This is a genomic window from Vibrio sp. 1457 (assembly GCF_033340195.1).
Lineage (GTDB): Bacteria > Pseudomonadota > Gammaproteobacteria > Enterobacterales > Vibrionaceae > Vibrio > Vibrio alginolyticus.
The window spans coordinates 153203-179273 of record NZ_JAWOWA010000003.1 but is presented as its reverse complement, the minus strand read 5'-3'; the positions used below and the strand labels follow the sequence as shown (position 1 = coordinate 179273).

The 26071-nt window shown below is 44.0% G+C and carries 29 protein-coding genes; 17 read left to right on the top strand and 12 right to left on the bottom strand.

The window, feature by feature from the left end:
- Nucleotides 1-23: 23 nt before the first annotated feature.
- From R7Z41_RS04500 to R7Z41_RS04480, 5 genes are all read right to left on the bottom strand, one after another.
- The gene (locus tag R7Z41_RS04500) at nucleotides 24-395 is read right to left on the bottom strand and encodes a type II toxin-antitoxin system HigA family antitoxin (protein WP_000354813.1); all 372 of its coding nucleotides are present in this window, start codon (nucleotides 393-395) and stop codon (nucleotides 24-26) included.
- A 31-nt stretch (nucleotides 396-426) separates the two neighbouring features.
- Nucleotides 427-729: a type II toxin-antitoxin system HigB family toxin gene (locus R7Z41_RS04495; protein WP_129765263.1), complete on the bottom strand. Its 303-nt coding sequence runs from the start codon at nucleotides 727-729 to the stop codon at nucleotides 427-429.
- 196 nt (nucleotides 730-925) lie between these two features.
- Nucleotides 926-1264 carry a hypothetical protein gene (locus R7Z41_RS04490; protein ID WP_318136330.1) on the bottom strand — a complete coding sequence of 113 codons (339 nt, stop codon included), beginning with the start codon at nucleotides 1262-1264 and terminating at the stop codon, nucleotides 926-928.
- A 1-nt stretch (nucleotide 1265) separates the two neighbouring features.
- Nucleotides 1266-2522 (bottom strand): tyrosine-type recombinase/integrase, encoded by a 1257-nt coding sequence (locus R7Z41_RS04485; RefSeq protein WP_318136331.1) that lies wholly within the window; start codon nucleotides 2520-2522, stop codon nucleotides 1266-1268.
- Between the two features lie 351 nt (nucleotides 2523-2873).
- Nucleotides 2874-3740, bottom strand: coding sequence for a YicC/YloC family endoribonuclease (locus tag R7Z41_RS04480; protein WP_005384776.1), 867 nt, complete (start codon nucleotides 3738-3740; stop codon nucleotides 2874-2876).
- A gap of 184 nt (nucleotides 3741-3924) precedes the next feature.
- Between R7Z41_RS04480 and rph the strand changes: the two genes are divergently transcribed.
- Nucleotides 3925-4641 carry a ribonuclease PH gene (gene rph, locus R7Z41_RS04475; protein ID WP_031780917.1) on the top strand — a complete coding sequence of 239 codons (717 nt, stop codon included), beginning with the start codon at nucleotides 3925-3927 and terminating at the stop codon, nucleotides 4639-4641.
- A gap of 104 nt (nucleotides 4642-4745) precedes the next feature.
- The gene (gene pyrE / locus R7Z41_RS04470; protein WP_026000307.1) at nucleotides 4746-5387 is read left to right on the top strand and encodes an orotate phosphoribosyltransferase; all 642 of its coding nucleotides are present in this window, start codon (nucleotides 4746-4748) and stop codon (nucleotides 5385-5387) included.
- A gap of 84 nt (nucleotides 5388-5471) precedes the next feature.
- Here the strand turns inward: pyrE and R7Z41_RS04465 are convergent, their stop codons facing one another.
- The 3 genes from R7Z41_RS04465 to coaBC all read right to left on the bottom strand — a co-directional run bounded on the left by R7Z41_RS04465 (nucleotide 5472) and on the right by coaBC (nucleotide 8390).
- Nucleotides 5472-6422, bottom strand: coding sequence for a Kdo(2)-lipid IV(A) acyltransferase (locus tag R7Z41_RS04465; protein ID WP_033905948.1), 951 nt, complete (start codon nucleotides 6420-6422; stop codon nucleotides 5472-5474).
- Nucleotides 6423-6428: 6 nt separating this feature from the next.
- Complete coding sequence (gene slmA / locus R7Z41_RS04460) at nucleotides 6429-7019, bottom strand: nucleoid occlusion factor SlmA (protein WP_005379386.1); 591 nt, start codon at nucleotides 7017-7019, stop codon at nucleotides 6429-6431.
- Between the two features lie 171 nt (nucleotides 7020-7190).
- Complete coding sequence (gene coaBC, locus R7Z41_RS04455) at nucleotides 7191-8390, bottom strand: bifunctional phosphopantothenoylcysteine decarboxylase/phosphopantothenate--cysteine ligase CoaBC (protein ID WP_017820705.1); 1200 nt, start codon at nucleotides 8388-8390, stop codon at nucleotides 7191-7193.
- A gap of 193 nt (nucleotides 8391-8583) precedes the next feature.
- Here coaBC and R7Z41_RS04450 point away from each other — a divergent pair, with 193 nt between their 5' ends.
- From R7Z41_RS04450 to R7Z41_RS04415, 8 genes are all read left to right on the top strand, one after another.
- Nucleotides 8584-10257 carry a methyl-accepting chemotaxis protein gene (locus R7Z41_RS04450; RefSeq protein WP_033905951.1) on the top strand — a complete coding sequence of 558 codons (1674 nt, stop codon included), beginning with the start codon at nucleotides 8584-8586 and terminating at the stop codon, nucleotides 10255-10257.
- 114 nt (nucleotides 10258-10371) lie between these two features.
- Nucleotides 10372-11046 (top strand): RadC family protein, encoded by a 675-nt coding sequence (gene radC / locus R7Z41_RS04445; protein WP_017820707.1) that lies wholly within the window; start codon nucleotides 10372-10374, stop codon nucleotides 11044-11046.
- Nucleotides 11047-11348: 302 nt separating this feature from the next.
- Nucleotides 11349-11585: a 50S ribosomal protein L28 gene (rpmB, locus tag R7Z41_RS04440; protein ID WP_005384783.1), complete on the top strand. Its 237-nt coding sequence runs from the start codon at nucleotides 11349-11351 to the stop codon at nucleotides 11583-11585.
- 13 nt (nucleotides 11586-11598) lie between these two features.
- A complete protein-coding gene (gene rpmG / locus R7Z41_RS04435; RefSeq protein WP_004410866.1) occupies nucleotides 11599-11769 on the top strand; it encodes a 50S ribosomal protein L33 in 171 nt (56 codons plus the stop codon).
- 272 nt (nucleotides 11770-12041) lie between these two features.
- Nucleotides 12042-12518, top strand: a complete 477-nt coding sequence (locus R7Z41_RS04430) for a hypothetical protein (RefSeq protein WP_025998646.1) — start codon at nucleotides 12042-12044, stop codon at nucleotides 12516-12518.
- Nucleotides 12519-12620: 102 nt separating this feature from the next.
- Entirely contained in the window at nucleotides 12621-13430 is an 810-nt protein-coding gene (gene mutM / locus R7Z41_RS04425) for a bifunctional DNA-formamidopyrimidine glycosylase/DNA-(apurinic or apyrimidinic site) lyase (RefSeq protein WP_053349744.1), read from the top strand.
- Between the two features lie 86 nt (nucleotides 13431-13516).
- The gene (gene coaD / locus R7Z41_RS04420; protein WP_017820709.1) at nucleotides 13517-13999 is read left to right on the top strand and encodes a pantetheine-phosphate adenylyltransferase; all 483 of its coding nucleotides are present in this window, start codon (nucleotides 13517-13519) and stop codon (nucleotides 13997-13999) included.
- Entirely contained in the window at nucleotides 13986-14921 is a 936-nt protein-coding gene (locus R7Z41_RS04415; RefSeq protein WP_065275023.1) for a glycosyl transferase family 90, read from the top strand. Before coaD ends, R7Z41_RS04415 begins: the two co-directional genes overlap by 14 nt.
- Before the next feature lie 31 nt (nucleotides 14922-14952).
- On the opposite strand, the gene R7Z41_RS04410 is transcribed toward R7Z41_RS04415, so the two are convergent.
- From R7Z41_RS04410 to R7Z41_RS04400, 3 genes are read right to left on the bottom strand one after another with little or no spacing between them, the layout of a single operon-like run.
- Entirely contained in the window at nucleotides 14953-15741 is a 789-nt protein-coding gene (locus R7Z41_RS04410; RefSeq protein ID WP_053808663.1) for a glycosyltransferase family 2 protein, read from the bottom strand.
- Nucleotides 15738-16505, bottom strand: coding sequence for a glycosyltransferase family 2 protein (locus tag R7Z41_RS04405; RefSeq protein ID WP_054867810.1), 768 nt, complete (start codon nucleotides 16503-16505; stop codon nucleotides 15738-15740). The genes R7Z41_RS04410 and R7Z41_RS04405 overlap by 4 nt, the downstream gene beginning before the upstream one ends.
- Before the next feature lie 35 nt (nucleotides 16506-16540).
- The gene (locus tag R7Z41_RS04400) at nucleotides 16541-17596 is read right to left on the bottom strand and encodes a glycosyltransferase family 9 protein (protein WP_065275024.1); all 1056 of its coding nucleotides are present in this window, start codon (nucleotides 17594-17596) and stop codon (nucleotides 16541-16543) included.
- 107 nt (nucleotides 17597-17703) lie between these two features.
- Between R7Z41_RS04400 and R7Z41_RS04395 the strand changes: the two genes are divergently transcribed.
- The 7 genes from R7Z41_RS04395 to pseI all read left to right on the top strand — a co-directional run bounded on the left by R7Z41_RS04395 (nucleotide 17704) and on the right by pseI (nucleotide 24413).
- Nucleotides 17704-18111 (top strand): diacylglycerol kinase, encoded by a 408-nt coding sequence (locus R7Z41_RS04395; protein ID WP_065275025.1) that lies wholly within the window; start codon nucleotides 17704-17706, stop codon nucleotides 18109-18111.
- 11 nt (nucleotides 18112-18122) lie between these two features.
- Nucleotides 18123-18830 (top strand): 3-deoxy-D-manno-octulosonic acid kinase, encoded by a 708-nt coding sequence (locus tag R7Z41_RS04390; protein ID WP_065275026.1) that lies wholly within the window; start codon nucleotides 18123-18125, stop codon nucleotides 18828-18830.
- Nucleotides 18831-18963: 133 nt separating this feature from the next.
- Nucleotides 18964-19977, top strand: coding sequence for a UDP-N-acetylglucosamine 4,6-dehydratase (inverting) (gene pseB / locus R7Z41_RS04385; RefSeq protein WP_065275027.1), 1014 nt, complete (start codon nucleotides 18964-18966; stop codon nucleotides 19975-19977).
- Complete coding sequence (gene pseC / locus R7Z41_RS04380) at nucleotides 19974-21149, top strand: UDP-4-amino-4,6-dideoxy-N-acetyl-beta-L-altrosamine transaminase (protein WP_186584530.1); 1176 nt, start codon at nucleotides 19974-19976, stop codon at nucleotides 21147-21149. Before pseB ends, pseC begins: the two co-directional genes overlap by 4 nt.
- The gene (pseF, locus tag R7Z41_RS04375; RefSeq protein WP_065275029.1) at nucleotides 21149-21841 is read left to right on the top strand and encodes a pseudaminic acid cytidylyltransferase; all 693 of its coding nucleotides are present in this window, start codon (nucleotides 21149-21151) and stop codon (nucleotides 21839-21841) included. The genes pseC and pseF overlap by 1 nt, the downstream gene beginning before the upstream one ends.
- Nucleotides 21842-21856: 15 nt before the next feature.
- On the top strand, nucleotides 21857-23359 hold the full coding sequence (gene pseG, locus R7Z41_RS04370) for a UDP-2,4-diacetamido-2,4,6-trideoxy-beta-L-altropyranose hydrolase (protein ID WP_065275030.1): 1503 nt from the start codon (nucleotides 21857-21859) through the stop codon (nucleotides 23357-23359).
- Nucleotides 23360-23366: 7 nt separating this feature from the next.
- Nucleotides 23367-24413: a pseudaminic acid synthase gene (pseI, locus tag R7Z41_RS04365; protein WP_065275031.1), complete on the top strand. Its 1047-nt coding sequence runs from the start codon at nucleotides 23367-23369 to the stop codon at nucleotides 24411-24413.
- 228 nt (nucleotides 24414-24641) lie between these two features.
- Here the strand turns inward: pseI and R7Z41_RS04360 are convergent, their stop codons facing one another.
- Nucleotides 24642-26066 carry a hypothetical protein gene (locus R7Z41_RS04360; protein ID WP_318136332.1) on the bottom strand — a complete coding sequence of 475 codons (1425 nt, stop codon included), beginning with the start codon at nucleotides 26064-26066 and terminating at the stop codon, nucleotides 24642-24644.
- Between the last annotated feature and the right edge of the window lie 5 nt (nucleotides 26067-26071).

Here is a 26071-nt window from a genome sequence, read left to right as displayed (position 1 = left end):
CAAACTAATTTTGATTCGAAGCACTATGAAGCGCGAACTTGCGGTGGCTTGATCAGCGACTCTGCTGGAATACCTAACCCTTCATGAAGTTTCCAAATCATTTTTAGCGTGAGTGATCGCTTATGGTTTAGGATTTCATAAACACGATTGCTTTTACCTATCATGGGTTCAAGATCTTTAACCGTTAAGCCTTTGCGCTCCATCTCAAACTTTATTGCCTCAACAGGGTCTGGCAAATCCATTGGAAAATGCTTTGCTTCGTACGCCTCGACTAACGTAACCAAAATGTCCAGCTTTTCGCCTTCAATGGTATCTGGCTCCGCCATCATTAGGTTTTCGATGTCGTTTAATGCCGCGCGGTAGTCGGCATCTGTTTTAATAGGTCTGATGTCCATTATATTTACCTCTTGTTACTACCTTTTGGCTTTAAATCGTTTGCACATCAATTTGATCGTATTGTGCATGGCTGCCTATAAACCTTATGTAAACCACCTTGTAGGCATAATTGATCCAAACGACTAATCGGTATTTATTACCGGCAATGTTAAACACGACACGCCCATCTTTGAGGATGCTGGCATTTCTAAAGTCCTGTTTCACATCCGCCGGTGCTCCCCAATCAGCGTTTAATGCATGCCTATACCACGCTAACGTTGGCTCTTTAGCGTCAATGTATTCTGGGCTGTCTTCCCAAAATGTTTTTAAGGTTGATAGTGCGATAATTCTCATAAACAGATGTTAGTCCCAAATTGGGACTTTTGCAAGTTTGGTATTCTTGATGCGGTTAGGAGTTGTTACCGCATCCCCAACTGCCCCATTCCTTGGGGCGGTTCAAATCCCTCTTATTCACAGTCTAAAGCTTGTGGTATCAAATGTTGCCCCATTGTCCCAACTGCCCACAGTAAGTGAGCAAATGGGTGGTTTGTTAGTTTCTCCTGATTGGCTTTTTCGGCATACGGCTGCGTTTGCCATCGAAGAACGCCAATACTCTGAACCAATAGAGGGATTCTTCATAACCTAGGCTATACGTTGGGCGTGCAGGCGGGATGAGCCCCAGTTTGCGTCCTAGGCCGACAATCACGTAGAACGTGAGTTTTAGCGTCAGCCACGGGGCGAGAACCACCAATGTCGTCAGGCAATATCGAGTAAGTGCGTAGCCTATGCCATAAGTTTGTTCGAGTAAGGCAATGCCAATACACCAACCAAGCCCTGCCAGCATGGCTATTGGAAAGGTAATGGGGGCGAGTCGCATCATCAGTCGCATGTTAACGCCCTCCTGTGTGGTGTTGTGAAGCTGGCTCAAAGTTCACCAGCGGTTCGATCACATCAGCCACGGTTTGGTGGGCAATTCGGCGCTCTTCAAAGTAATCGTGGCGGTCGTAGATGCCCTCAACGCCTTTTAGTTTATGGTTAAGACAGCGTTCGGCCACATTGCCTGCAATGCCTAAAGAGGCAGCAAGGCTGCGAAAGGTGCGGCGTAAATCGTGTACGGTGAAGTGTTCAAGTTTGCCCATTTTATTGGGTGGCTGCTTTTTGCGCCCAGGCTCGCGACCAAACAGCTTAGAAATGGCACGGTTCAGTGTATCTGGCCCCATATGTGGACGATGGCTTGCTCGTCTGGCTGGGAAAACATAAGGCGATCCACAAGCACGGATTTGCAGCTCGTTAAACCAGGTAATGGCTTGGCGCGGTAAGGGGATGCTGATTGGCACGCCTGTTTTACTTCGTTCTTTGGGAAGATCCCATACGCCCGTGGTTAAGTCCATTTCACGCCACATGGCTTCACATAGTTCGCTTTTACGTACGCCCAACACCAAAAACAGGCAGCAAGCGAGGTAATTGTCGCGGCCAAAGCTATTGATATGGGTATGAAACACGCTAAAGGCGTAGTGAATTTCATCTTTGCTGAGCATCCTGTCTTTACTGGACTCCACGCCACCTGCATCGTCCACGGTAAAGGCTGCGGCTGGGTTGTTCAGCGTTAAGTCGAGCTTTATCGCATGTCGAAACAACTGCTTCATGTACATTAATGTGTCGTTGGCAATGGTAGGGCGGTTACTTTCTCGAATGCGTTCTAATACTTCACGTACATGTGTTGGCCGCACGGCTTGGATAGGAAGTTGGCCAATCACGGGTGCAATTTCTTTGGTAAAAACACGTTTGGGTATATTCGGGTGCTTTAATCGGCGACTTAAGTCTTTGGCATACCAGTCTTGAAACAGCTGACTGACATTTTGGATCTCTGGGATGGTTTCAATAGCACGGATTGCTAATGGGTCTTCACCTTGCTGAAGTTGTAGCTGCATTTTAGACGATTCAAGTCGAGCCTCTGCTAAGGTCATGCTTGGATATTGACCGAGCGTGGCTTCTCGTCGTCCGTTTAGGCTGGTATACCTTAGCATCCAATACGGCATGCCAGATTTTCTTACGCAAAAATATAGGCCATTCCCATCACTGTATTTTTTGTTTGCTGTTGCGGTGCGAGCATAAGACTGCACCTGAGTTGCGGTTAGTTTTGCCATCGTTTGTTACTCTATATTCCTAAGAAATCGTTAAAATTTGCTCACCATTGCCCACCACTGTTTGTTTATCGATTGGTTCGATAGTTGAGTGATTGAACAATCTGCAAGCAGCACGATAAGTGGAGATGGCATAAGGCGGTGGTGAGATAGATGCAAAAATCTGCTCACCAGATACCTTGACTTTTTGCTTATTGAGTCAAAAAAACAGGTCTTGCCCACCATTTTGCCCACCACTTAAACAGCAACTGGTAACGGACATCTGCAAACCGATTTGGACGGGGAAAATAAAAAAGCCCTGTATTTACAAGCAAATAGCAGGGCTTTTAAGACATTCTTGGACGGGTAAAAAAACTATTCGATGTTTTGGATCTGCTCACGCATCTGTTCAATTAGAACTTTCAGTTCAACGCCCGATGCGGTGATGTCGGTGCTGATGGATTTCGACGCTAGCGTGTTCGATTCACGGTTGAACTCTTGCATCATGAAGTCCAGACGACGACCGACTGCGCCACCTTTTTTCAGAATGTTTGTGGTTTCTTTTACGTGAGAATCAAGACGGTCTAGCTCTTCTGCTACGTCTGATTTCTGTGCCAGAAGGATTAGCTCTTGCTCAACGCGAGATGGGTCTAGCTCTACTTTCGCATCTTCAAATTTAGAGAACAGACGCTCACGTTGCCACTCTAGTATTTCTGGCATGCGTGCGCGCACCTTCACAACTTCTGATGTGATCGCTTCTAGGCGTTGCTCAATCAGCGCCTTCATGTTCTCGCCTTCACGAGCGCGCGCTTCAATAAATTCATCCATTGCGCCATCAAATGCTTCTAGTAGCACTTTATTTACCGCATCCATGTCTTGCTCTGGCGTTTCCATTACCCCCGGCCATTGCATGACTTGAAATGGATTGATTCGGCTCAGTTCACCAGTCATGTGCATGACTTGTTCAGCGGCTTTAATTACCTGGCTAGCAAGCGCTTCATTGATGCTAAGCTCACCTTTTGCGGCAGGGTTTGCTTCAAAACGCAGATTACATTCTACTTTGCCTCGCGCTAAGCGCTTACGAAAGCGCTCACGTAAAACGGGCTCTAACCCGCGAAATTGCTCTGGCATGCGGAAGTATGTTTCTAAATAACGCTGGTTCACGCTGCGGATTTCCCATACCGCAGAGCCCCAATCGCCTTTTACTTCTTTGCGTGCATACGCTGTCATACTGTAAATCATCGAATTTTCCTGTCTTCATTTTTTGAAAATTACTTCAAGAGTGTATCATGCTGCGTCGATAGGTGCGCGGGATGTATGGATTGTTTATGTTGTGCCAGCGGCGTAACCTATGAATCCGGAATCGATTCCGTTATAATCTTCGCCCAACCAAATCGTCTTCTCCTCATATTTAAGGTAGATGCCCATGCGTCCAAACGATCGCAAGGCGGATCAAGTTCGCCCTATCAAAATTACTCGTAACTACACAGCTTACGCTGAAGGGTCAGTGCTAGTTGAGTTCGGTAACACCAAAGTGTTGTGTAATGCGACCGTCGAAGAATCTGTGCCACGTTGGCTAAAAGGTCAAGGTAAAGGCTGGGTTACAGCTGAATACGGCATGCTACCTCGAGCAACACATTCGCGTACTCGTCGTGAAGCGGCAAGTGGCAAACAAGGCGGCCGTACGATGGAAATTCAGCGTCTTATCGCGCGAAGCCTACGCGCTGTTGTCGACCTAAAAGCCATGGGTGAGTTCATGATCACCGTTGACTGTGACGTTATCCAAGCAGACGGCGGCACTCGCACTGCATCTATCAGCGGCGCAAGTGTTGCAATGGCCGATGCATTCCAACACCTAGTGGATAGCGGCAAGCTAAAAGCGAATCCAATGAAAGGCCACGTAGCGGCAGTTTCTGTCGGCTTACTAGGCGACGAAGTATTGTGTGATCTTGAATACGTTGAAGATTCAGCGGCAGACACAGACATGAACGTGGTAATGACCGAAGAAGGCAAGATGATTGAAATTCAGGGCACCGCAGAAGGTGAACCGTTCAGTCACGAACAGCTGATGGCATTGCTCGAGTCGGCGAAAGTCGGCATTACAGAAATTGTCGCAGCGCAGAAGGCGGCGTTAGCCAATTGATTTAGATAGCTCCCATTATGGGGGCTATTTTTTTATCTCGACAATAGAGAAATGAATGATTGTCGAGAAGAGACACGAGAAACCAAGGACATAGAGAGAAAATAATGAAAGCATACCAGCGTGAATTTATTGAGTTTGCACTTGAGAAAGAAGTTCTTAAGTTTGGTGAGTTTACTTTGAAATCTGGCCGTAAAAGCCCGTACTTCTTTAACGCTGGTCTTTTCAATACAGGCCGTGACCTAGCGCGTCTTGGTCGTTTTTACGCAGCCGCGCTCGCTGATTCAGGCATTGAGTTTGATGTGCTGTTTGGCCCTGCGTACAAAGGGATTCCAATCGCGACGACAACAGCAGTCGCGCTGGCGGATCATCATGACGTCGACACGCCTTACTGCTTCAACCGTAAAGAAGCGAAAGATCACGGCGAAGGCGGTAACCTTGTAGGCTCTGCGCTTGAAGGCCGTATCATGCTAGTAGATGACGTAATCACAGCAGGTACTGCGATTCGTGAATCGATGGAAATCATTCAAGCAAATGGCGCAGACCTTGCTGGTGTGTTGGTTGCGATTGACCGCCAAGAAAAAGGCAAAGGTGAGTTGTCTGCGATCCAAGAAGTGGAGCGTGATTTTGGTTGTGCAATCATCTCGATCGTTAGCCTGACTGACCTTGTGACTTTCCTTGAAGAGAAAGGCACAGACAAAGAGCATCTAGAAGCAGTCAAAGCGTACCGCGCAGAATACGGCATTTAATTCGTTACTTTTTCTGAAAAAGTAAAAAGGGCAGATGGATATTCATCTGCCCTTTTTTGTTTTTGGATTTATCGCCTTGACCACTTACTTATAGCGAATGCCTTTCTCGACATGCTCATCTTGCATGGTTTTATAGCGTTTATGGAGCCACATCCATTGCTCTGGAGCGCGTAGAATGACTTCTTCCACATACTTGTTCATATAAGCGGCAGCGGCGACTTCGTCTTTTTGTGGATAATCGGCTTCAATGCACTTATCGGCGATGATGTCGTATTTTCCTTCGTCATTGCGAAACCCTGAGCCTGGGATGATCGCACATTTTGAGGTATACGCCAGAATGCTCGTGCCTGTTGTTGTACACGCATCGTCTACGGCAAAGAAGGGCACAAATACTGATTTTTTGCGACCGTAATCGTGATCCGGTAAATAGAACAGACGCTCACCACTGCGTAATACACGAATCATCTTTTTTACATCTTTACGATCAATCAGTTTATTGCCGTTATGTGTCCGTCCCCAATACTGGATAAAGTTATAAGCAGGATTATTATGCGGACGAAACGCGCCGTACCCGGCCACGCCTAACACGGCGAAAGCACGCGCAGTGATCTCTAGATTAAGAGCGTGGACACAACAAAGTAGGACGCCTTTACCTTCTTTGGCTTTTTCACGCAGTGCGCCGAGATCTTTCTCGACGATCAGGTTTTTAAAGCGCCAAGTCGGCCAGAACCAAGTGATTCCGGTTTCTATCAGTGCCATACCGGTATTTTTGAAGTTCTCTTCAACAATATGTTGAATCTCTTCAGGTGTTTTGTCTGGAAAGGCCAATTCTAAGTTACGCTGAGCAACGTGGACACGCTTTTTACCGTAGCGCATGCCAAGTTTACCGAGTGAACGACCTAATGAAAGCAGCAGCCGATAAGGAAGAATATTGACGAGGATGGCCAACAGACCAAAACCAAGCCATACGCCCCAGTTACGAGGGTGAAGAAGTGAAAGAGAAAACTCGGGCTGCGTGTATTTGTCTTTACTCATAGTCTTTTACTTTATTTGTGCACTCAAAAGCGCCCAGTACTCGTCAAAGTTTGCAGTCGGCTGGTATTTAAAGTCGCTACGCACAAAGCGGTTTAGGCTCCCCTCAACTTGTCCCAGAATTTGCGCGGCTAGGATGCGCTCTTCGACAGGGAAAGACTTCCCTTCACGAATCTTACGTTCACGCAGGATTTGGCGCAATTGTGTTTCTATACGCTCAAAGAGTTGATTGATGCGTTCACGTAGACGTTCATTTTCAAACATTAGAGCATGACCCGACAAAATGCGTGTCAGACCTGGGTTACGTTCAGAGAACGCCAAAATAAGGTGCATCACCATACGAATACGCTCTAATGTATCTTTTTCGTCGTCTAGAATACGGTTGATACGTGTCATCAAGGCTTCTTCAATGAACTCAATCAACCCTTCGAACATGCGCGCTTTACTTGGGAAATGACGATACAGCGCGGCTTCTGAAACGCCGACTTGCTTGGCCAGTTTTGCCGTAGTAATGCGTGAAGCGCCATCTGTTGATTCAAGCATTTCTGCCAATGCTTGTAAGATCTCTTCACGACGGTTGGATTTTTTACTGCCGGCCATTAGTTACTTCCTTTCAAAATACAAAGTTGAGCGGAGGGGATTATAAGACGCTATTTCGCCTCAAACTAGACCACTAAGGGTGGAATGGGAGATTTAACACCCTTAGTTGTCATTTTTGTACCAAATTTATGCCAGCTTTTGTAAAAAATTGGCAGGGTTTTCAAACGTTAGTTACATCAATTGATGCATTTTTTCGAGAATTTTAAAGCTCAATGCTTCTTTTGATTCTAAAGCGAGCGCAAGTTCACCTTCAGGCCAGTAAAGGGTAATTGCGTTGTCGTTGCTGTTAAATCCTTGCCCTGCAACCGAAACGTCGTTTGCACAGATCATATCGAGGTTTTTCTTTGTTAACTTGCCTCGAGCATAGGTCTCTACATCATTGGTTTCAGCCGCAAAACCGACGGTAAACGGACGCTTCTCCGTCATTGCTGCCACAGATGCAACAATATCAGGATTTTTAACCATATTAATGACCATTTCGTCGTTGTCTTCTGTCTTTTTCAACTTTTGAGACGCGATCGTTTGTGGGCGGTAGTCGGCAACGGCAGCGCAGCTAATAAAGGCATCATGCTGGTTTGCATGTGTCATAACGGCTTCGTGCATCTCTTGTGCACTGGAAACATTTATGCGCTCAACACCTACGGGCGTATTTAAACTGACAGGACCGCTCACGAGGGTGACTTTTGCTCCCATCTGCGCTGCGGCGCTCGCCAATGCATAGCCCATTTTCCCGGAGCTATGGTTTGTAATGTAACGCACTGGATCAATCGCTTCGCGAGTTGGTCCGGCGGTAATGAGTATCGACTTACCTTCTAGCAATTTTGGTTGAAAGAACTGTTCACATAGATGTACTAGCTGCATTGGTTCCAGCATTCGACCTGGTCCTACATCACCACAGGCTTGCTCTCCTGCCGCAGGGCCCCAGATGTGCATACCACGACGCGCTAACGTAGCGATGTTCTCTTGGGTTGCGATATTGCGATACATCTGTTGATTCATCGCAGGAGAAACAGCAACAGGGGAATCCGTCGCGAGCACGAGCGTAGTAAGTAAATCGTTCCCCATGCCTGCGGACATGCGCGCGATTAAGTCCGCGGTCGCGGGCGCTAATAGCACTAAATCTGCCCATTTGGCCAATTCAATATGGCCCATAGAGGCTTCCGCTGCTGGGTCTAGTAAACTGTCCGAGACAGGACGGCCCGAAACGGCTTGCATGGTTAAAGGGGTAATGAACTCTTTTGCGGCTTTCGTCATTACAACTTGAACTTGCGCTCCTCTCTCTATGAGGCGACGGGTTAGCTCCGCACATTTATACGCGGCAATACCGCCACTGATGCCGAGTAGAATTTTCTTTCCTGCTAGTGTTTGCATGTGAGATCTCCAATTTGATGACCGGATTTTAACACAATTCAAAGTCTGACCGCCCGAGCATATATAACGAGAAGATAATTCACATCAAACTCCAGAGTATTAATCTGACCGAGGAAGGGAAAATTCTCGCCTACCTCACAGACAAGTTGCGCGGAGTTTGCAAGTCTGAAAAGAAAAAGAGGTAGTGGAAACCATGGTGTTGAAAAGTCGAAACAAATTGCTGCTGATAACCCTAATTCCGCTGTTGTTGATCACCACGTTGATCTCAGTGGTGTATTACATCAACAGCAGTAAAAGTTTGGAAGCAGAGCTGGCAAGAGACAGGCAAGAGCTCATCGAAACGAAAAAGAAAGAGTTACAAGCCTATATGATGATGGGCGTGACGGCGATAAAACCGTTATACGACACGGATGTAAATGGAAGTAATAAAGAGGCAGCAAAAGAAATTCTGAAAGCCATGCGCTTTGAAAGCGATGGTTACTTTTTTGCCTACGACTCTCAAGGTGTGAATACGTTGCACGCCATCAAACCTGCATTAGAGGGTAAAAACCTTTACGACTTAAAAGATGAAAATGGGGTCGCAGTTATTGCGGGCTTGATTGACGCTTCTCAAAAAGGGGATGGGTTCCTCTATTTCTCGTGGCACAAACCGACCATTGACGCACAAGCGCCTAAGTTGGGCTATGCAGAATATCTATCGAAATGGGACTGGGTTTTAGGTACTGGCGTTTATATTGATGACATCGACCAGCAAGTTGCGATGCACAGAGAGTTAAAGACTCAAGAGCTAAAAGAGCATACATTATCTGCCGTGTTGATTTCCGCTATTGGATTGATCATTACCAGTGTTCTCACCAGTATCGTGGTGTCTAAAGGCATTCAGCCATTACAACATGTCGCGGCTTCATTAAAAGATGTTGCCGCAGGCGGCGGTGACTTAACGGCTCGTTTAAAAGTCGAAAGTCAGGATGAAGTCGGTGAAGTGGCAGCGGCGTTTAATGAGTTTATGGATAAGCTGCACCCACTGATGCAGGATATCCACCGCTCTGCGACGACAGTACAAACCGTTTCCCAAAGCCTGAACACTCAGACCAGCCAAGCGAGCGGCCAAATGCAGGACCACTGTTTAGAGACGGACAAAGTCGTGACTGCGGTGACACAAATGAGCATGACTGCCAAAGAAGTAGCCAGCAATACTAATGCGACCGCGCAGGCAATTGACGATGCCAACAGTCAAGTCACCGCCGCTCAGCATGAGGTCGAGCAAGCAATAGAAGGCATTACCGAACTCGTGACGGAGATAGACAGCACGTCAGATGCAATTTCTGAGTTGAGTTTACAGACCGAAAAAATAACCAAAGTGCTGGATGTGATTGGCGAGATAGCCGAGCAAACGAATTTGTTGGCCCTAAATGCGGCGATTGAAGCGGCTAGAGCCGGTGAGCAAGGTCGAGGGTTTGCCGTCGTTGCGGATGAAGTGCGCTCGTTAGCCAGTCGTACGCAAAATAGTACTCATGAAATTGGCGACATGCTCAAGCAGCTACAAAATGGTGTATCAAGAGCGGTCAGTACGATGTCGGTGAGCCAAAAACGAGGTGTCAAAACGGCGGAAGAATCTGCGCTCATTCAGCAATCTCTTTCTGGTGTTCATCATTCTATCGGAACAATTCGAGATATGGGTATTCAAACCGCGTCTGCCGCAGAAGAACAAAGCGCGGTTGCAGAAGACATCAACCAAAACTTAGTGGCTATTCAACAGATCGTGAACAACATTAATGAGACGTTGCAGCATGCCGAGTCAATCAGCACGCAGCTATCACAGTCTGGAACAGAAATTCACGGCTTGGTTGGCAACTTTAAACTCTGATGAACTGTTAAGTTGCATGGAAAACACTGATAGTACGAAGAAAGCGAAAGTCATACTCGACTTTCGCTTTTTGTTTTGTGGAATAGGGACACTTTCCATATAAAGAGACATCAGATGATACTGAAAGCTTTGCCAAATGAGTCCATGCCCAGAGAGAAGCTACTGCAACGAGGGCCGCAAGCTTTGACCGATGCTGAGCTACTGGCCATCTTCTTGCGCACAGGCACCCGCGGAATGAACGTGATTGAGCTTGCAGACTTCCTTATTCAAGACTTTGGTTCGCTCAGACAACTATTTTCAGCATCAGAAGAAGAGTTTTGTCGTCACAAAGGATTAGGGCAAGCCAAGTATGTTCAATTGCAAGCTGTACTAGAAATGACACAACGTTACTTGGCGGAGACGCTAAAGCGTGGTGATGCCTTAACCAGCCCCGACCAAACTAAGTTATATCTGTCTTCTATTTTGAGGGATCGGCAAAGAGAGGCTTTTTATATTCTTTTTCTCGATAACCAGCACCGAGTGATAAAAGATGAAATTTTATTTGAAGGAACGTTGGATGCAGCGTCGGTGTATCCGAGAGAAGTTGTTAAGCGTGCTCTGCATCATAACGCGGCGGCTTTGATTTTGGCGCACAATCATCCTTCAGGGGTTGCTGAGCCGAGCCAAGCTGACAGAAGGATTACAAGGCGTCTCATTGACGCATTAGCATTGGTGGATATTCGTATTTTGGACCATTTCGTCATCGGAGATGGGGAAAGTGTCTCTTTTGCTGAAAGAGGCTGGATATAACTGTGCGTTTTTTAGGTTGTTAGTTGCTAAAAATCTGCTATCATCCACGCCACTAAATTTTTAACTGAATTCAGCTTGGACTGCTAAAAAAATCTGCTGTCTAAAAAAAGATCACGAAAACCTGTAAAAAGGATCTGTTCGGGTCTTGAGCAATGCATATCAAGTTAGTATAATGCGCGACCTTTGATAGCCTTGTATGGATTTTCCATAGCGGTTCTTAACCTCTAACTTCTTTTCGAGAGATAGAGAGGTTCGGCCACCAAGGTTGATATCGAGCTGAAACGATTTTGGAGAAGACATTCATGTCACGAGTATGCCAAGTAACTGGTAAGCGTCCAGTAACGGGTAACAACCGTTCACACGCACGAAATGCTACTAAGCGTCGTTTTCTGCCGAACCTACAAACTCATCGTTTCTGGGTAGAGAGCGAAAAACGTTTTGTTAAACTACGTCTATCTGCTAAAGGTATGCGCATCATCGACAAGAAAGGTATTGATACTGTTCTTGCAGACATGCGTGCACGTGGCGAAAACGTTTAAGAGGAAATAAGCAATGGCAAAGAAAGGCGTTCGTGAGAAAATCCGTCTAGTATCTTCTGCAGGTACAGGCCACTTCTACACAACTGATAAGAACAAGCGTAACATGCCAGGCAAATTTGAGATCAAAAAGTTTGATCCAGTAGTTCGCCAGCACGTTATGTACAAAGAAGCAAAAATCAAATAATTGGTTTCAGTCTCTTTGAGGAATTGAAAAACCCAACTTTCGAGTTGGGTTTTTTATTACGTGAATAAAAGTGCTGAAGAAAAGGTTCAGTACGTCATCGGGTTATAAGGCACTGCTGAAGTTATTCTACTGGTCCGACTCTATACTCGAATTTTTGATTGATCGCCTCTGCCGCTTAGTCACCACTCCCTACACACTTGCACACCGTTGTTCTAGTCAAGCTCAATACTCTTTGGTAATTTACTCATAACGATAAGAGAGTAGAGATGGTTATGCGTGTGAGTCCGGCTCGTCGCCGCCGATGGAACAATATTCTTATTCTGGGCATTATCGCATTTATAGTGATCTTAAATGCGCCGATGTGGATCAAAACTTACCTATTAACAGATCAAGCAGACCCTTACCCAAATGTACTTCGCTCCGACTATACGGTGGAGTCTTTGTACTATAGTGGCTGGGAGTTCGAGCTGCATGATGGACGGTGGCAATCCAACATCAAAGTTGATGCACCGATCAGTGAACTTGTATCACGCTGGCAATCATTGGAAGGGACCGAGCTCACCTCAGAACAGTACGATCATTTAAAACCTAACCTGGCGGTACCTGAAACGGTAGAAGTTTGGTATCAGGATCTCGAAGAGCCGCAGCGGGTGACTTTCTTTCGTTTACCTGATTTTTGGCTATTTAAAACCTGGCAAGACAAATGGGTCGCTATCTCCGTCGATGAAAACTACCTTATGCCAGAGTAGAGCCTTTTTTCGCCTATACCCCTAATAAGCTTCCCTATTTATCGTTTTTCTTTTCGATTATGCTAGCAGCGAGAACTATTAGCCGGTGAATTGGAGAATCTAATGCCTGAGTTGCCAGAAGTTGAAGTCAGCCGTATGGGGATTAGCCCCCACATGGTTGGACAAACGATCCAGTCGTTTACTTTTCGAACGCCTAAATTGCGCTGGGATATTCCTACAGAGCTTAAAAAATTGGAAGGGCAGGTGATCCGTGCGATTAGCCGTCGTGCGAAATACTTACTGATCGAGACAAACACAGGTACAGCCATTGTTCACTTGGGCATGTCTGGGTCTTTACGTGTCCTAGATGCTGACTTTCCGCCAGCAAAGCACGATCATGTGGATCTCAAACTAAGCAGTGGAAAAATACTGCGTTATAACGATCCGCGTCGTTTTGGGGCATGGCTGTGGTGTGCTCCTGGCGAGTCACATGCTGTGCTAGCAAACATGGGGCCTGAGCCTTTAACTGAAGAGTTCAATGCGGAATATGTAGCGGAGAAAGCTAAAAATAAGCGTGTCGCCGTCAAGCAGTTCATCATGGACAACAAAGTCGTGGTTGGTGTTGGGAACATCTACGCGAATGAGTCGTTGTTTAAGTCTCGAATTCACCCTTCAAGGCCCGCAGGTAAGTTGACTTCTCAAGAGTGGGGGTTACTTGTTGAAAATATCAAAATGACACTTGAGATTGCCATTACGCAAGGTGGGACTACGCTGAAAGACTTTGCGCAAGCCGATGGAAAGCCGGGTTACTTTGCACAAGAGTTATTGGTTTACGGAAAAGCCGGAGAGCCATGCCCAGAGTGCGGCGAACGACTTCAAGAGCTAAAGATTGGCCAACGTAATACCTTCTTTTGTAGTGAGTGTCAGAAGTAAGTCGAGCTATTATTGAGCTTAAGTTGTTGTAATCTTGCGTTCGAGCCTCAATAATTCAATCAGTTTCGAATAACTTAGTAAATTATATGAAAGTCATTTATCCGGGCACTTTTGATCCAGTGACTAATGGTCACCTCAATCTAATAGAACGTACTCACGAAATGTTTGATGAGGTTGTGATTGGCGTAGCCGCAAGCCCATCGAAGAACACTATGTTTTCATTGGAAGAGCGCGTTGCACTGATGCAGGACGTTGTAGCGCATTTACCTGGTGTGACGGTAAAGGGGTTCTCCGGGTTATTAGTGGATTTCGCGAGAAATGAGAAAGCTAAGGTTCTTATTCGTGGTTTACGAACAACGGTAGACTTTGAATACGAGTTTGGACTGACCAACATGTACCGAAAGCTATTACCAGGAATCGAGAGCGTATTTTTAACTCCTGAAGAAGAGTTTGCGTTTTTATCGTCGACTATCGTGAGAGAAGTAGCGATTCATGGCGGAAGTATCGAACAATTCGTTCCCAAGCCAGTAGCCATCGCGATTGGGGAAAAACTGAATGAAAGACAGTAAGTTCCCTTATTATTTCTCAAACGCTCTCTCGATACTTATCCCTCGCTTTGTATATCGAGCACAAGCCAAGCGTTTACTTTCGAATCTGACCGAAGCAGAGCAGCAACGCTGTCTTGAGCGGGTGAACTATTACAATAAGTGTGAAACGCCGTTTTCAGTTGATAGCCGAGAACAAAGTTACTCGACCATCGATACATTCAAAAAAACGAAAGGCTGGACGTATTTTTTCGATCTTCGCCAAGTTGTACGCTATTTCCCTTCCAGTTTTGCGTTTAACTACATCAACGGCGATGTTACACACATCCCCAATGTACCGAGCTTTATAAAAAGCCGCCCTATTTTTGGTAACAACCAAAATTCAGTGGTGTTGAAACTTAATCAAGTTCGTCATTTTAAATTTATTGATGATCCTGTTCGCTATCAAGATAAAAAGGACATGGTAGCGTGGCGCGGCGTGGGTTTTCAGCCGCATCGTAAAAAGGTGATTCATGCGTTTTACAACCATCCGCAATGCAATATTGGCCAGACCCGCCCGGTAGAAGGGAAACCATGGGAAAAGGGCTTTATGAGTATTGAAGAGCAACTGCAGTATAAGTTTTTGCTCTGTATAGAAGGCAATGATGTGGCCACCAACCTTAAGTGGGCTATGTCGTCTAACTCCTTGGTTATTATGTCAAAGCCAAAATATGAGACTTGGTTTATGGAAGGTAAGTTAGAGGCAGGCGTCCACTATGTTGAAGTGAAGGATGACTATTCTGATTTACCCGAAAAGATGGATTATTACCTAGCGAATGAGCAAGAAGCATTAGCGATCATTGAAAATGCGCACCAGTGGGTTGAGCAGTTCAAAGATAAACGTAAAGAGCGTTTGATCTCATTGATGGTTGCCGATAAGTACTTCGCTTTATCTCAGCAACAATAAAAAAGGGGCGAAACGCCCCTTTTTTATAATCTTAAGCTTCTAGAAATTGATCAACACCATTCTCACAGCGTTTAAGCTTGTTTTTAATGGTGTTCTCTAAAATCTCATCATTTTGTCCGAGTGACGCACGAGAGTTTTCTACGTGGTACAAGTGGTAGCCTACACCTGCGAATTTTAGGTAAAGACGTGACTTACCCGCATTCAACATGCGATGAACAAACTCGCTGTCTTCGCGTCCCCATCCAACAAAATCTTGGTTGAAGCCATTCACCTCGATGACATCTTGTCGCCAAAATGCCATGTTGCAACCGCGAGTGGCTTTATCGTTATTCCGCTCGTAAGAGAACCATTTCGATAGCAAGGCGTTGGTGATGCAGTTTTTACGATTGCGAATGCCTTTGCTGAAAATGGAAGGCACTAAGCCGTTTTCCATGATGGCCTTGCTGCAGTTTTCATCCGTTAATACACGTCCACCCTGCACAAACCAATTTGGCTTTGCGACTTGCTTATGTGATTCAATAAACGTTTGAGACAATACCATGTCGCCATCAATCATGATGAGGTAGTCACCTGATGCTTTTGCGATAGCACGGTTGCGGCTCATCGAAAGTTGAAAGCCATTATCTTCGTGCCAGCTATGGATAAGTGGCACGGGAAAGCCGTCACGAAGTTGGTCGATCATTGCTTTGGTATCGTCTCGAGAACCGTCATCTGCAACTATGACTTCATCAGGCAAAACGGTTTGACGTTTCACGCTTTCTAACACCGCTTTTAATGCTTCTTTCCAGTTGTAAGTGGTGATAATTAAAGTCGTTTTCATGATTTTTTTGCCTGTTCACGTAAGTAGAGATCGATATATTTTACAAAAGTAGAGTGCATGCTTAGCCAAGCTAGAATGAAACCATGTTTGCCATCAAGGAAGCCTCGTTTGAGAACATACATCTTCAAAAAGCTAGCAAGAGCGTGAACAATTGCAGTGGTTAAGCCGGATTTCTTTTTACCTTCACGTTCATCCGTCCAAGCCTTGAGGTAGCCAGTGGTTTTATTGATGTAATGATGAAGGTGCTCGTAAGTGTAGTGATGCAGTCGACCATCCAGTTTTTCAGTTTGATAGTTTTTCTCATCAACTTTTTCATGAACGAGCGAATCATTATATTGTGTATATTCGGTGCGATATAAGCGCACAATCCAGTCTGGAGACCAACCAGAATGGTAGATGAACTTACCAAACGCTGAGCTTAGTCGATTAAGTTTGTATAAAACGTTCGGCTTATTGGCTGATACCGCGTGTAAGATACTTTCTTTTAGCTCTGGAGTGACTTGTTCGTCCGCATCAAGCCACAAAACGTAGTCTGCCGTAACGTATTGCTGCGCAAGTTGGCGTTGTTTACCGAAACCTGGCCAATCTAGGTTGGTGTAAAACTTATCCGTGTATTGTCGGGCGATTTCTTCGGTGCGATCGGTGCTGCCCGAGTCTAGAAGGACAATCTCATCGACCCAATCTTTTACTGTGTCTAGACAAGCTTGTAAGTGCTTCTCTTCATTTTTTACAATTAAGGCAACGGCTAAGGTTGGTTTGGACAAGGTCATTTCCTTCTTAACAAATCAAGACAGTAAGTTTACTGGTATTGAGGATACAAATCTTCTAAGACTTGATCGAACATGCTCATTACTTGAGTGCTGGTAATGCGGTTCATTGCCGTTTCATCTTTTGCGCGAGTTCGCCAGTTTAACTCGTGACTGTTTTTACCTGTTTCTGCAAAGATCGTTTCTTCATAAACAGAGACAACGTATTTTAGGTAGCGGTAAGGTCCCACTCGAAGCGGATTATGGTGTGCATAGAGCCCGATGATTGGCGTTTTCATGGCATTTGCCATGTGTGCTGGTCCGGTATCGGGGGCGATGACCATTTCAACCTTATCTATTAACGCAAGCATTTGCAGAATTGAGCTTTGTCCAACTAAATTTAGACACGGTTCTTCCAAGCGAGATTGAATGGCTTCAGCCAAATCCAGTTCAACTTGAGCTGGGCTACCTGCCAGAATCACGTTCCAGCCTTTTGCTCTGGCGTGATGAATCACATCCACATAACTTTCCGCGTTCCAGTTTTTATAAGCTTTGCTCGCACCAGGCACAATCAGCAGGTTAGGTTTACTACGAGAAATATGAGACTCTGCCCAAGCTTGGTCGTGGTCTGAATAAGAAAGTACCCAGTCTAGTTCTGCCTTTGGTACCCCAATTTGATGGGCAAAGGCCATTAAGCCATCTGCGACATGCAGAGATTGCGGGGAAGGCACTTTGATATTGGTAAATAGTGTTTGAAAGTCCTGGCTTCTATCAGAAGAGAAACCAAGTTTGTATTTTGCTTTAATGCCCAACGTTGCGACACTCGCTCTAATCGCGTACTGCATATGCAATAGCGCATCAAACTCTCTGCCTTTCAGCTGTCGCCAAAGTGATTTGTAGCCATCAAGTCCCGCTTTTTTATCAAAAACAATCACTTCTACACCATCGATGGCGGCTAATAACTGGGCTTCAAGTTTACCCGTTATCCAAGTAATCTGGGTCGAAGGCCAGTGTTTCTGAATAGCTTGAATGCTGGCGATAGTATTGCAAACGTCTCCGATAGCGGACAAACGCAAGACGCATAGTGACGATGGGGCAGAAGTGAACATAATTATTGTCTGATTCGATGAATAGAAGCAGGTAAATTATGCAGACATCCACAATAAATGTAAAATACACGGCTCGAATATAGCTAAGTACTGATAAGTGTTCTGCAATGTCAAAGATAACACCGCATCAATCGCAAGAATCTGGCAAGCCGGGTAATACCGGGCTACAGCGCATCGTTAAAGCGACGGGTTATTCGATCCAAGGATTAAAAGCGGCTTTTAAGCATGAAGCCGCCATTCGACAAGAGTTGGCTCTGTTGAGTATTGCTGTGATTTTGTCTTGGCTAGTGGATGTCGGCATGGTTGAGCGTATCTTAATGATCGGGGTCGTGGTATTAGTCTTGATTGTAGAGCTTGTAAACTCAGCGATTGAGGCAGTGGTTGATCGTATCGGTATTGAACGGCATGAACTCAGTGGTCGAGCTAAAGATATAGGCTCTGCTGCCGTTATGGTTGCTTTGGCGTTTGCTGCATTTACTTGGTTGTATATATTAGCCAGCCGGTATTTAGGCTAGAGGGTGAGCGTATGATTCAACAGTATAAAAACAACAACCAAGTGATCTGGTTTGATGACGAGAACATTACAGACCCTAGCCAACCGATATTTGATGCGGAATACTGGCAGTCCTCCGACAAGGTGGTTGGCAGTGCGACGGGGCGAGGCACGACATGGTTTATCCAACTAGAGAACATGCAAGCGGCACTACGTCATTACCGTCGTGGCGGTTTGTTTGGGAAGTTAGTTAACGATCATTATTGGTTCTCTGGCTGGGATAACACCCGTTGTGCGCAAGAGTTTCAGCTTTTGTTGGCGCTAATTGAGGCTGGGGTGCACGTTCCTCGTCCTATTGCAGCAAGAGCCTTAAAGTCAGGACTCTTCTATCAAGCTGATTTATTAAGTGAGCGAATCCCAAACGCCAGAGATCTGGTTAGTATCTTGCAAGAACAGTCTTTATCGGTAGAAATGTATCAGAAAATAGGGCAAGAAATTGCCAAGATGCATCAGGTTGGCGTTAACCATACTGATTTGAATATCCACAATATCTTGATCGACGACAAAGATAAGGTATGGATTATCGATTTTGATAAGTGTCGTTTTGAAACTTCTGGTGACTGGAAGCAACAAAACTTAGATAGATTAAAGCGCTCTTTTGAGAAAGAATTAAAAAGTAAGAATATTATTTGGTCTAAAACGGACTTTGATGAACTCGTAAGTGCCGTTGTGAATTTTTAGGATATGTAAAGTGAGGACATTGCTAAGAGTTTATACCTAGTGCAACACATTTGTCTAAGTGCTAAAATATCGCAATTAGCATTCTAAATTATTTGAGGTACAGGTTTCGAACCTGAACAAGAAAGAGCATATTATGTTGAATTCAAAAACAGTCTTAATTACAGGTGGCACCGGTTCGTTCGGTAAACAGTTCATTAAAACCATTCTTGGACGCTATCCAGAAGTTAAAAAAATCATCATTTTTTCTCGTGATGAACTAAAACAGTTTGAGCTGAAACAAAAGTATCCTGCAAAAGACTTTCCTCAACTTCGCTTCTTTATTGGCGATGTGCGTGACCAAAATCGTATGATTCAAGCTTGTGAAGGCGTTGATGTCATCATCCATGCCGCGGCGATAAAGCAAGTTGATACTGCAGAATATAACCCAACTGAGTGTATACGAACTAATATTACGGGCGCAGAGAACGTTATTAATGCGGCGTTACATTGCGGTGTAAAAGATGTTGTAGCTCTTTCCACAGACAAAGCGTGCGCTCCCATAAACCTTTATGGTGCAACGAAACTGGCGTCTGATAAGTTGTTCACTGCTGCCAATAACATCAAAGGCTCTAAAGATATCCGTTTCAGCGTTGTACGTTATGGTAATGTCATGGGCTCTCGTGGTTCAGTGATCCCATTCTTTTTGAGCAAACGCGAAGAAGGTATTCTACCAATCACTCATGAAGATATGACGCGTTTCAATATCTCATTGCAAGATGGTGTGAACATGGTGATGTACGCTCTGGAAAATCACTTAGGTGGTGAGATTTTTGTACCGAAAATCCCATCTTACAAAATCTTAGATATCGCTGAAGCTATTGCTCCTGAGTGTGAAACTAAAGTTGTAGGTATTCGCCCAGGTGAAAAGCTCCATGAAGAGATGATCACCGATACTGATTCGCTAAATACGATCGACCTTGGCAAATACTACGCAATTCTTCCTTCTGTTTCGTTCACCTATACAGAGCAAGAATACCTCGAACACCACAAAGCGAAAAAAGTACCGTTTGGTTTCAAATACAATTCAGGTACGAATACAGAGTGGGAAAGTATTGAAGGCCTACGTGAGCTAATCAAAGAGCACGTTGATCCAAACTTTACAGTGTGAGAATAGTAGTGATTCCTTACGGTAAGCAAGATATTAACCAGCAAGACATTGACAGTGTTATTGACGTTTTGAAGTCGGATTTTCTGACGCAGGGCCCCCAAGTTCCTGCATTTGAGCAAGCACTTATCGATCATACAGGTGCAAGCTATGCCCTGGCTGTAAATAGCGCTACATCAGCATTACACATTGCTTGTCTTGCGCTGGGATTAGGTGAGGGGGATTGGCTTTGGACGTCGCCTATTACCTTCGTCGCGTCAGCAAACTGCGGTTTATACTGTGGTGCACAAGTCGACTTCGTAGATATTGACCCTGATACTTACAATATGTGTCCAAAACGCCTTGAGGAAAAGTTAATCAAAGCGAAAGCAGAAGGTCAGCTTCCGAAAGTTGTTGTGCCGGTGCACTTATGTGGTCAACCATGCGATATGGTGGCGATCGCCAAACTGGCGAAAGAGTACGACTTCAAAGTCATTGAAGATGCTTCACATGCAATTGGCGGCAAATATCAAGGCTTGCCGATAGGGAATTGCGAATACTCGGATATCACTGTCTTTAGCTTCCATCCCGTTAAAATTGTTACGACGGCTGAAGGTGGCGCAGCAATGACCAACCAAAAGGCTTTGTCTGACAAGATGACTTTGCTTCGAAGTCACGGTATTACTCGTGACCCTGAGCAAATGGAGGGTGAAAGCCATGGTGGTTGGTATTATCAACAGGTTGATTTAGGTTTTAACTACCGTATGACCGAGCTTCAGGCGGCACTGGGTGTATCTCAGATGCATCGTTTAGACGCTTTTATTACCGCTCGTCATCACCTTGCAGATCGTTACAATCAGCTATTGAAGTCTTTACCAGTGGTATTGCCATATCAATTGGAGAATACCTACTCGGGCCTTCACCTTTATGTAATTCGTTTGCGGTTGGACAAGATCTCTTTGACACACAAAGAGGTATTTGACGCACTGAGAGGCAAAGGTATCGGAGTCAACCTGCACTACATTCCAGTCCATACTCAACCTTACTATGAAAAAATGGGCTTCAGTGAAGGTGATTTCCCAGAATCTGAACGCTATTACCGTGAAGCTATTTCTCTTCCTATGTTCCACGCGATGAGTGAAGAGCAGCAGGATACTGTCGTTCAAGTTCTCACTGAAATATTGCAGGGGCGCTAATGAAAGTCGCGATTATTCCAGCTCGTGGTGGTAGTAAGCGCATACCAAGAAAAAATATCAAAGCATTTCATGGTAAACCTATGATTGCCTACTCTATTGAAGCAGCCATTGCCTCTGGCTGCTTTGATAAAGTGATCGTTTCGACCGACGATACAGAAATTGCAGCCGTTGCCGAGGCTCATGGTGCGCATGTTCCATTTCTCCGTCCAGCAGATATCTCCGATGACTATGCTACAACAATGGATGTCATGGCTCATGCTATCCATTGGTGTCAAGATGAAGGTTGGGATATTGACGCTGTATGTTGTTTATATGCAACGGCTCCATTTGTATTGCCGAAGGATTTACAACAAGGCTATGCACTTTTGCAAGGCGAAGGTGTGCAATTTGCTTTTAGTGCTACTTCATTTCCATTCCCAATTCAACGCGCGATTAAACTTGATTCAGACGGCTCTGTTTCGATGTTTTCCCCTGAAAATGAACAGGTAAGGTCTCAAGATCTCGAAGAGGCTTATCACGATGCAGGACAGTTTTATTGGGGGAAAACCAGAGCATTTTTAGAAAAGTACTCTATTTTTTCTCCTCATTCGAAAGCGGTACTTTTACCTCGTAATCGAGTTCAAGATATTGATACCCCCGAAGATTGGGAGCTTGCTGAATCTTTATTTTCTGTGCTAAAGCTCACCAATTAACATTTAGGATGAAGTATGAAGGTTGTTTTTCGAGTCGATGCATCTTTGTTGGTTGGTAGTGGGCATGTTATGCGTTGTCTCGTCTTGGCTGAAGAGTTTGCGCACAAAGGACATGACGTCGAATTTGCTTGTTCTCCATTAGAAGGAGACATGCGTGCGTTTATTCGTGAACGTGGATTTCAGGTGACAACTCTTGCCAAACCAAGGGAAGTTATAGAACCGCTTCACGATGCCGATTATGCAGCTTGGCTTCAAAAGAGCATATCTGAAGATGTGCAAGATTTCCTAACAGAAATCACTTATGCAGACCTTGTTGTCACTGATCACTATGCAATCGGGATTGAATGGCAAGAGCAAGTTATCGCTTCATTAGATTGTCGAATGCTTGCTATTGATGATCTCGGGCGATGCCATAAAGCTGACTTGATCTTGGATCAAACGTTAGGGCGTGATGAAGCTGCTTACTCTGCATCCCAATCTAAGGTCTTAGCGGGCAGTGAGTTTGCTTTATTGAGATCAGATTTCGCGAGCAAGCGAGAATCAGCGCTTTCTAGAGATATTTCTAACAATCCTCTGAAAGTGCTGGTATCGATGGGTGGGATTGATGCTCCTAACGCAACTTTCAAAGTATTAGAATCTTTATGTGGCAAAGTAGAGGCCAAGTTTACTGTATTGTTGTCGCCTAGAGCGCCTCACTTTGACCAAGTTAAAGAGTTGTGTGCATCTAGAGCTGACGTTTCGCATCTCGACTTTGTCTCTGATATGGCAAGTTTAATGCTAGAGCATGACATCGCTATAGGGGCTCCAGGTACCACAAGTTGGGAAAGAGCTTGTCTTGGGCTACCCAACGTAATCGTTCCTTTAGCAGAGAACCAGCAACTAATCTGTAAGCAGTTAGTAAAGCATTCAGCATCATTAAAAGTTGATATCGAGGATATCCCTAGTCGATTGCTAAGTGAGTTCTTGACAGTTCTGAAGCAGTGGCCCCAATTCAAAGATGCTAATCTTTCCCTTTGCGACGGGCGGGGGGCGCGACGAGTCTCTTATGAGGTTGAGTTGTTACTTGATGAGACGACTGATGGATTATCTCTCAAGCCTGCTTCGCAAGAAGATATCGCATTGATTTATGAATGGCAGTGTCACCCAGAGACGAGAAAGTACGCATTGACTCCTGAGGTCCCTACATGGGTTGAGCACCAAGCTTGGATGTTTAAAAAACTGAAATCAGCCTCTGACTACTTTTACATGATTGTTAGTAGGGATGACGGCAATAAAGTTGGAGCAGTACGCTTAGATAGAACAGAACCTGGACATTATTTGGTATCAATATTTCTTGACCCTAAAAGCTATGGAAAAGGGATTGCGTTTAAAGCTCTAAGTATTGTGGATGCAATTCATCCTGATGTCACTCTACATGCTACGGTATTGAAAGCAAATAGTGCATCTCAACGACTCTTCCAAAAATGTTGCTACCAACAAATCGACGAAGAAACTTACATTCGACGACCAATCGATTGAGGCAAAAATGAAACCATTTATTACCATTGACGGCCGTAAAGTTGGGCCAGACTTCCCTCCTTATATCATCGCAGAATTATCCGCTAACCATAATGGGGATATTAATCGTGCTTTCCAAATCATGGAAGAAGCGAAGAAGGCGGGTGCAGACGCGATAAAATTACAAACCTATACTCATGAAACTATTACTATGGATTGTGACTCTGAAGAGTTTCAAATTCATGGTGGTTTATGGGATGGGCAGACTTTGTATGAGTTATATAAAGGTGCTCATATGCCATGGGAATGGCATAAGCCGTTATTCGAAAAAGCTCAAGAGTTAGGTATTACTATCTTTAGTTCTCCTTTCGATTTTAGCGCAGTAGAGCTTTTGGAAGAACTCGATGCTCCGGCTTATAAGATTGCTTCGTTTGAAGTGATTGATCTACCTCTTATTAAACGCGTTGCCCAAACAGGCAAGCCAATGATCATTTCAACGGGAATGGCGAATCAAGAAGAGATTGCTGAAGCTATTAAGACAGCAAAAGATAATGGTTGTCAGGAGTTGGTTGTGCTTCATTGTGTCAGTGGTTACCCTGCACCTGCAGACCAATACAATCTAAGAACGATTGCAGATATTGCCGAGCGTTTTGATGTTCTTTCAGGTTTATCTGACCACACTATTGATAACGCGACAGCAGTGACATCTATCGCCCTTGGTGCTTGCTTAATTGAGAAGCATGTAACAATGGATCGCAATGGTGGTGGCGCTGATGATAGCTTCTCACTGGAGCCTCTAGAGTTACAGGCATTGTGTAAAGATACGAAAACAGCGTGGCAAGCTCTTGGTAAGGTTAATTATGAAAGAACTGAAGCGGAAAAAGGTAATGTGAAGTTTCGTCGCTCTCTTTACATTGTGAAAGATATTAAAGAGGGCGAAATATTAACGCCAGAACATGTTCGTAGTATTCGTCCCGGATTTGGTCTAGCACCAAAGTATTATGATGAAGTGATTGGAAAAACTGTAAAAAAGAATATTAGTCGTGGAACTCCAGTCTCTTTTGAACTTATCTAACGGTTATAACTAAGTTCAATCCTCTTTTTATATTCTAATAGCGAGTAAAAAATCACACACTCCTATCTATACTTTAAAAGTAGTGTGTGATTTTTAGAAAGTAGTAATAGATTGAAAGGTAAGACGATTAAAGAGGATTTAAGTGCTTTAATGATGAGTTTTTATTTTCTAGTCTAGACATAAGCAATACCTAGCTGAGCATTGCTTATGTTTGGTTAAAAAGTAGAACTACGATTTTATTGATTTTAAGTAATATTTTGTATATTTACTCTCTATTTTTTGTAGTAGAGACTTCTTCCTTTTTATTTCTTTGCCATTTATATAGCCTTTCTTGTTATTAAACGAATATCCGTGAACCTTGAATCCTGGATTTATCATATGGCTTGCCATTTTTAGGCAACCTAATTTATTATCTATTGGCTCCAAATCGCTTTCTATTAAGGTAATTAGTTCTTTGGTTGATGTTGGGTTGTAAGTTATATTTAAATGTCGATAGAAACAGTTACCTAATAGGATTGATGGTTTGCTCCAGTATGTCGCCTCTACACCAATACTACTACCAAATGTTATAATTGCATCGCAATTATACATTAGATTATAAGTTGAAATTTTACTTTCAGGTGGAATTACAACAAAGTTATCACTTTTTAGTGCCAATAGTTTTTCTAGGTAAGATTTTTGAGTGCCACGAAGATTTGGGTGAATCCTAAGATAGAAAATAATATTATGATCCTTCGCGTAATTAGAAATAAACGTAAGGCCTTCATATTGGTTTTTAAATAATCTGTTTTCTTCCCAGCTTCCTCCAATGGCCATAAATTCATCTTCTGAACTATTGAATATAGCGATCTTCTTTTTTTTTGGATCCCAGTTGTCAGGTAAGAGGTCTTTATTCTGCTGTTTGGTATAAGACTCTTCATTGCTAAATAGTGATTTTGCTCTATTATTGAAGAATTCTATCGCTCTTTGTTCAGTCTTTGCATAGCCCAGATTTTTAAACAAGCTTTCTACTAAATATCCATTATATGCAATATCATGAGGCATTGCATTTTCAAAAATCATTGCATTGTCTTTGCTAAAGTTTAACTCAACAACAGTAACTGGGATATTTTTTATTTTTGCTAAATCAAAAAAACTACGATAAGTATTCAAACGAGAGTTAAATAATACGAACTTATCAAATGAAAAATGTTGTTGTAACTGCACAACAGAATCGGTTAGCTTACAGGCAGTAGACAGATATTTATTTATAATTAATCTAGTTTTTTTATTACTATAGTCAATATCAACACTACGTGTAAGAGATGCATAACTAGATAAGGCTGAGTAGCCCACATTTGTACCTTTATATTTAATAGCTTTTAGTTCTTCAGTGGAATGGTAGTTAAATTTATAACTTCTTAATCCTAAAGTTTCCTCGTGTTTATAGCCACCGATAAGGTGAGACAACGCTTCTCGAGTCCGACGTTTACAAGAACGGCAGGTAGATGGAAGGCCTAGAGGATTGTATAAGCAGCTATCATCGGAACCCGAGCAAGTTAATATCGTAATATCATTACCTTGCTTAATCAGTTCATTAGTATAGCTAAGCGTTATTTCTAGGTTTGGACTATGAGCTCCAATTGGAAGTTGGACTAAGATTTTATTAGTCATTTTGC